The sequence below is a fragment of the Oliverpabstia intestinalis genome (assembly GCF_009696065.1).
Classification (GTDB): domain Bacteria; phylum Bacillota; class Clostridia; order Lachnospirales; family Lachnospiraceae; genus Oliverpabstia; species Oliverpabstia intestinalis.
Map to the genome: position 1 here is coordinate 1 of NZ_VUMS01000052.1, position 7,082 is coordinate 7,082.

Genomic DNA, 7,082 nt, shown 5'->3' on the forward strand with positions numbered 1-7,082 from the left:
TACAAACTATACTGATTGGCAGAGTGGACAAACGTCCTCTCTGCTGATCTACTGGGCTGTCCGTTTAATATGGCCCAGACTGTCCGGGAAATGCGGCCCTGCTGGCCGCGGAAAGTGGCTGTATGCACATACCGGTTTTTACACCATGCTTCTTCGCGATATAATTTGCCGTAAGCACGATACCATGTCTGGCTTCCGGATCGCCGCCAACAGCCAGTGGCTTGCCGGCAAATTCCGGATGATACAGCATTTCAACACTGGCATAAAAGCAATTTGCATCGGAATGGATAATCACACGATCCATGCGGCACCTTCTTTCTTTTCGAATATTTGTTCGATTCCTTATACTGGTAGTATATAACGATTTATACTCGAAGTAAAGATGCAAATGTGCAATATTTCGATTTTTAATCTATTTTTACTTGCTTTTGCAGAATAATTGCGTTATAGTCTATATAGGAATTCAATACCTTGGGAGGTGACTGGTTTGTATAGAGATTTCGGAATGACACTTGCTGCCAAGAGAAAAGAAAGGCATCTGAATCAGCTGCAGCTTGCTGATCTTTTGAATAAGAAAGGCCTGGAAGTAAAACCTGGATCCATCAGCAAATGGGAGAAGAATGTGAATTCACCAAATGTAATCCAATTCTTTGCCCTCTGCGAGATCCTTGGAATAGATAATATCAATGATACCTTCGGCATTGCCATCGAAGAAAACCTCTTCGCACAGCTCAATGATGAAGGTAAGAAGAAAGCGATTGAATATATGAATCTGCTGATTAAAAGCGGAATGTATGTCCGAAAAGAACCGGTCTATATCACAAGCAGAACCCTTAAAGTATTTACAGAACCTGCTTCTGCCGGTACCGGCCTCTTTCTTGACTCTGATCAGTATGAAGAATTTGAAGTCGGTGATGATGTCCCCGCAGCCGCAGACTTCGGCATCCGTGTTTCCGGCGACAGCATGGAACCGGTCTATGTGAATAAACAGATCGTATGGGTTCATCAGCAGGACCAGCTGGAAAATGGCGATATCGGAATCTTCTATCTGAACGGTAACGCTTATATTAAAAAATATCAGAAGAACAAAGATAATGTTCAGCTGATATCTCTCAACAAAAAATATGCTCCTATCCAGATCAAACCTGAAATGGAGCTTCGAACCTTCGGAAAGGTCGTGAAATAAAATCAAGGCTGATGCCATCAACGGAAATCACATCCATGACAGCATCAGCCTTCTCTTTTTGTTCTCTCACTCATACCAGAACACATCTTCCACAGGCTTATCGAAATATCTGGCGATACGAAACAGCACCTCATAAGATGCTATCTTCTGCTTTCGCTCAATTCTTCCAATCGTGTCCGTACTGGTTTCCACCAGTAAAGCCAGCTGATCCTGTGTCAGTCCCTCCTCGGTACGTAGCTTTTTTAAATTCGTCTGGAACTCCATCACACCACATCACCATCCCGCTAATTTTTAGAGACTCCCGTCTGCTCCTAAAATGTAGCATAAAGCAATGTACAAAAATCCCGACAGCTAAATTTTCTAATAGTTCTGAAGCACATCCTGCATATATGCTTTATATTCAGCCTTCACATTCTCCGGTCCCGTGATCTTCATTCCGGATCCGATACCAGTTACCCACCCAAAGAACTGCAGACTTACTGATACCAGAACTCTGGTTTTAAAATGATCCTCTCCCTGCGGGATCAACCAGACATCATGTCCAAATCGGTCGATCACAACACCGGCCAGTTCATTCCTGCATTCCAGTGTTACTTCCGCATCTACACCGCCGTACATTCCAAAGGTCTTCTTAGCAAATGCAGCCAAGTCGAAGTTCTGGAAGGACTCTTCACCCTTACGATCTGTTTCAAGAATTTCTGTATTCTGCATCTTATCTACACGATAATGCTTGATGATTCCAGCCGCTGCATCATAGGCTACCAGATAATAATTCTCATCATCCCAGGTCAGTGCCCACGGGCTGACAACGTAGAATGCACCGTCTTTCTTCAGTTTCAGTTCTTTCTTAACAGTCCACTCTGCATAATGGAACTTAATTTCCTTATTCTCGTAGATTGCAGTATGAATGTAGTCCACATTGTAATAAACAGTTTCATTCTCTGTCTTCGGACGGTTTACGATGAAAACATATTTGGAAAGCATTGCAGCATCCACCAGAAGTTTTAACTCCGGCAGTTCAAAATCCCTGGCACCAATATAATAGCCAGGATTCTTTCCTTTCTTCTGCTGGATATCCAGTCCGAATTTATCAAGGATCTCCATCTCTGTATATATCGTTCTTCGATCCGTGCTGATGCCATATTCCTGATCCAGAATCGTGCATAATTCCGATGCGTTCAGCATATGCGCATCATCGGTACGTTCCAGAAGGATTTCCATCAGGCGTAGGGTACGGAGCTTCTGATCAAAGGAAGCCATGGTATATCACCTCATATATCCTATATTTTTACTTATTCCCATAAGGAGCTTTCTCCTCTGACACCATCTGCATACCGGCAGTCTGGTTGCCAAAGTCCAGATAGTAAACCTTGGCAAGTTTTCTTGCCTGTATCTCACCGGCCAGTCGCTCCTTCAGAAGGGTATTTCTCTTTCAATCTGCATATTCTTACTTCACCACCTTAGTGGTCCATTAAACTTCTCTGTTTTAGTTCATATGCTGTCTGATTTTATCAATCAATGTAATATCTGCCGGCAGCCAGGCAACACTCTCCAGCTGATCTTTGGTAAGCCATTTCGCCGCCTCAGCCTCTTTGAGTTCCAATTGACCTGTGATAACTTCAGCCCAAAAACAATCCATAGAAAGATGGAATGTCGGATAATCATATTCTATCGTATCAATTAATTCTCCAACTTTGATTTCCGTGCTAAGTTCTTCCATGATTTCTCTTTTCAGTGCCTGCTGCGGAGTTTCACCCGGCTCAACCTTACCACCAGGGAACTCCCATCCGCCTTTCAGGTCACCATAGCCCCTGGCGGTTGCAAAAATCTTATTCTTTCGCTCCATATCGTTACAAATAATGGCTGCGACTACTTTCATTGTCTTCATATTATTCCTTCGTCAATCCAAAATCATATTGCAGATACTCTGGCAATTCATTCTCCATATGAATATCAAACAGGTATGTTCCATTATCCCCGTCTGTCTTGCGAGGATTCGACATTTTTCCTTTTCCTACATAAGTAAAGGGAAGAACCAAACCATTCTCTGTGGTCATCTTGCGGATAAATACATGTGCAAATGTGCTCTTCATCAGTTTTTCAAGATGTGACTGCGGGAGATTTGTCATAGACTCCCACTGGAACAAATCCGGCTGCAGGAATTTATCCTTATAATTCAGCTTATCTGCTTCCTCCAGATCCTTCTTCAATGATGCGAAAATCACTACATAGTCATCATAATAGTAGGTTCCTACCATAATATTTCCAGGGTTCTTCAGGAGCTTTAATTGCACCTGATCCATTCGGTAATTCAGCCAAAGCTTAAAGCCCGTCTCGTTTCCATTGTCGATTACATAGCGGATCAAACCATACTCGATGAGATCCTGCACATACTCCAGAAGCTGATCATCCATAGGTACAGAAAGTCTCAGAATATTCTTATCTTTTTCAACAAACTGCAGATATGTCAACACATGCTCCAGCTCTGCCAGAACAAATCCTTGAACTGTTTCTGTCAGGTACATTACTATCTCCTGATATGTTTTCGGTCCGTCGAGCAGTAACTTCACGATCTGATACTCATGTACACGCACAAGTGGAAGCAAACCAGACAGATAATTGATAAATCTATCTGTTTCTCCGTGAAGACCGGCAGGTTCTCCTCGCCGATACCTCTGAGAAAATTATAATAGCTGCAGTTCTTCTTTCCCCTCGTCTTAATACTCATAAAACGAATCAAATCCGGAGCACAGTCATTGTTGATATAATCTACATGACTCGGATAAAATTCTGATCCGATGTATTTTTTGAAATTGAAATAATCCTGCTTCAGATACTTCAGAGAGTTGAAATTCTCTTTATCAATGTATTCCAGGATCTCTTCCTTGCTCAAATCATCAATATGAATCTCTACACCGTAATCAGCCAAACCAAGAGCTGTAAAATCATCCTTCACTAATGATGCAAGCAATCTTTTCTCCATAACAAAGTTCTCAGATAAAGACCCCAACGCAAAAGCGATCTGCACACTTCGCTTATAGCTATTGCCGATAAAGTCCAGCACGGTAACATACTCCTTATTGGTATATTTACGCAATCCACGGCCAAGCTGCTGAATAAAGATCGTCGTAGACTCGGTTGGTCTAAGGAACAGCACCATATTCACACCGGGAATATCGACACCTTCATTCAGGATATCCACCGTGAACAGAATCTCAAGATTATGAGCATCATTTTGCAAATCATTATAAGCTCTGACACGCTCACCGATATCATTGCGACCAGTCAGATAAGCGGTATGATACCGCTCTCCCAATGCTTCACACATCATTCTGGCATGGGTAACATTTCTACAGAACGCAAGTGCTTTCAGCTTTCCTTGTGGACGATGCTTCTCAATCTGCTCGGCAATAAAATCGCAGTGATCTTCCTTTGCCATCTGCGCAATCATTCTGCGTTCTTCATTTCCGGTCAGCCCATAATCCACCAGCTTGTCTCGAATACCAAAATATTTAAACGGAACAACCAAATCATTGGCGATCGCATCACGCAATCTTAGCTCATAAGGCACATTATGGTCAAACAATTCGAAAACATCCTGGTTGTCCATACGTTCCGGTGTAGCAGTCAAACCAAGTAAGAATTCCGGTTCAAAATAACCGATAATCTTTTTATAAGTCTCTGCTGTGGCATGATGACACTCATCAATAATAATATAATCAAATTCATTCTTTGAGAATAGCTCCAGTGTTTTGCACATGGTAATGTTCGTGGCAAATACAAAATCTGCATCCGATTGTTTACTGGTACCGCTATAGATTCCATAGGATACATTTTTACCGAATACCTCCTGGAAGGTCTCCAGGGATTTTCTCAAAATAGATCCTTCATGTACAATGTAAAGCAATCTCTTCGGGTTGAAATTCAATGCATCAAAAGCTGCCAGATAAGTTTTTCCACTACCTGCCGATGCAATCGTGAGCGCACGGTTAACACCTATGGCACGGTAACGATTCAACTCCTTCAAGGCCTTCTTCTGCATATAATTCGGCTTGATCTTTGACGCCGACAGATCATAATCCATATCCCAGCGCTCAATTGCATAACTTAGTCTCTGGGCATATTTAACGATCAGTTCTGCATTCAGTAATTCCGTCGCGGACCATTTTTCTTCAAATTCTTTCAACGCATCATCATATGCACCGTTTACAAAATAGTCCTTTACCGATACATCCCATTCAATATTTTTAAGAAGCGCATATCGTGTGATATTTGAAGAACCAATCACTAACTCTCTGTGATCATCGAATTCGAAAAGATAACCCTTGGAATGGTAGCCAAGAGTCGAATAATCGGTACCATGAAAGCTCTCATAATCCAAATGGCATTGAAAATTAGAACATCTTCCCATGAGCGCATAGAAACTCTTCAAGGATTCAATATCTGTGAAATTCTGGTAAGTTGAGGTGATGATACGTCCCTTACACCCTCTTTCCACAGCTGCTTCAATATCCTTGAACAACAAAACAAGGCCAGCTTTCTTAATAAAGCTGACAGAGAAATCAAAAGACTTACAATGCCTTAGATTATCTTTGATCTTGTCCAGAAAAGTAATCTCTGTATAATTTGTTAAAAACTGATGTTCCAAGATATTTTTCCTCCTTCAGATACACGGCCAAAACAAGGGGTGTAATACCTCTAACTATAATTCCAGATTTCATATCCCTGTCGTCTGGCCGAATCATAGACCGGCTGCATGTTTTTCTGCAGGATATGATAGAATTCTTCCTTTGAATTTCCCGGTCTGTACAATTCCTGTCCTGCCCAAATAGAATGCAGATTATCCCGATAGCAGGCCTCAAACAGCTTATGAAGGCCTGCTCGCTCGTGGATCAGATTATACATTCCGTACTGGTTTTCTGCGAATACTGCGAAGAAAGGATCCCATTTGGGAAGCTTGTTACTCTTCGACGAATTCAAAGAAGAATCCATCGGCATCAGGTTCCAAAGTTCATCATTCATGACAAAAGACCATGGAATAAAATGATCTACATCATACTGCTTTGTGATAATCGGATTACCCGTAAAGACATCGCATACTTCTCTTACTTCCAGGATGCCTTCCCAAAGTTTACGTACGTTATTCAGCTTTCGCATCTTTTCATCCATCGGAGCCAGCTTGTAGATCAGGCCCGGAACCTCCGGATTATTATTCTGCAGCCATTTCACTTTTTCGTATTGAATCCATCCCAGAATATTTACCGTATTGTCCTGAATCATGCGCATCCAATCCGGATTGAAATGAACTTCCTTTTTCAGTTTACTGCTATCTCCAAAGGTATAAGGCAGGCGAATTACAGTACTATCGATTCGTCTGATATACTCCGTTAATCTGCGGATGCTTCCCCACGGCACTTCCTCTGAGCTTTTTGAGAAAAAACCTGCCAATGCCCGACCGGGAACCATATTGGTCAGCTGTTCCTTAGCAAGTTTCAGGTCGGCATTGTGCTCCCGGATCGCATTTTTGATTTCCACTTTGGATGCATTTGCCGGCAAATCACTGAGTTCTGTCAGTTTAAGAACAGCACGTTCCAGACCATCTCTCACAAGGCCGTCCGCCTGCATGCCACTAAGGTGAATATGAAATTCTCTTACGGAATACCATGCATTGCAGATCATATCATCAATGATTGCATCGAACGTAGTATCCTGAATACCCTCCGAAATGATATCTACAATGGATTCCAGCCAGTAGAACTTATAACAGTATATAATGGTCTCATAAATTAAGACACTTTTTCGGACAGTTTTTAATGAATCTGATATACTTAAACCAGTATGAAAGAAAGGATCCATTATCATGTCCAGACAAAGAAGAAATTTTAATGCCAAATTC

Annotated in this window: 7 protein-coding genes and 1 pseudogene; 1 reads left to right on the forward strand and 7 read right to left on the reverse strand. The window is 41.8% G+C overall.

Annotation, left to right across the window (positions count from 1 at the left end):
- Positions 1–121: 121 nt before the first annotated feature.
- Positions 122–304: pseudogene (locus tag FYJ57_RS14385) on the reverse strand (Y-family DNA polymerase); the annotation flags it as partial.
- 183 nt (positions 305–487) lie between these two features.
- Between FYJ57_RS14385 and FYJ57_RS14390 the strand changes: the two are divergent.
- Positions 488–1,186, forward strand: a complete 699-nt coding sequence (locus tag FYJ57_RS14390) for an XRE family transcriptional regulator (RefSeq protein WP_154433188.1) — start codon at positions 488–490, stop codon at positions 1,184–1,186.
- A gap of 66 nt (positions 1,187–1,252) precedes the next feature.
- Here the strand turns inward: FYJ57_RS14390 and FYJ57_RS14395 are convergent, their stop codons facing one another.
- From FYJ57_RS14395 to FYJ57_RS14420, 6 genes are all read right to left on the reverse strand, one after another.
- Entirely contained in the window at positions 1,253–1,450 is a 198-nt protein-coding gene (locus FYJ57_RS14395; protein WP_183776710.1) for a helix-turn-helix transcriptional regulator, read from the reverse strand.
- A gap of 96 nt (positions 1,451–1,546) precedes the next feature.
- A complete protein-coding gene (locus FYJ57_RS14400; RefSeq protein ID WP_154433190.1) occupies positions 1,547–2,446 on the reverse strand; it encodes a helix-turn-helix transcriptional regulator in 900 nt (299 codons plus the stop codon).
- A 226-nt stretch (positions 2,447–2,672) separates the two neighbouring features.
- Positions 2,673–3,074 carry a (deoxy)nucleoside triphosphate pyrophosphohydrolase gene (locus FYJ57_RS14405; protein ID WP_154433191.1) on the reverse strand — a complete coding sequence of 134 codons (402 nt, stop codon included), beginning with the start codon at positions 3,072–3,074 and terminating at the stop codon, positions 2,673–2,675.
- A gap of 1 nt (position 3,075) precedes the next feature.
- Positions 3,076–3,711 carry a DUF3427 domain-containing protein gene (locus tag FYJ57_RS14410; RefSeq protein ID WP_408636494.1) on the reverse strand — a complete coding sequence of 212 codons (636 nt, stop codon included), beginning with the start codon at positions 3,709–3,711 and terminating at the stop codon, positions 3,076–3,078.
- A gap of 41 nt (positions 3,712–3,752) precedes the next feature.
- A complete protein-coding gene (locus tag FYJ57_RS14415) occupies positions 3,753–5,834 on the reverse strand; it encodes a DEAD/DEAH box helicase family protein (RefSeq protein ID WP_154433193.1) in 2,082 nt (693 codons plus the stop codon).
- A gap of 50 nt (positions 5,835–5,884) precedes the next feature.
- The gene (locus FYJ57_RS14420) at positions 5,885–7,048 is read right to left on the reverse strand and encodes an HNH endonuclease domain-containing protein (protein ID WP_235904602.1); all 1,164 of its coding nucleotides are present in this window, start codon (positions 7,046–7,048) and stop codon (positions 5,885–5,887) included.
- Positions 7,049–7,082 lie beyond the last annotated feature (34 nt).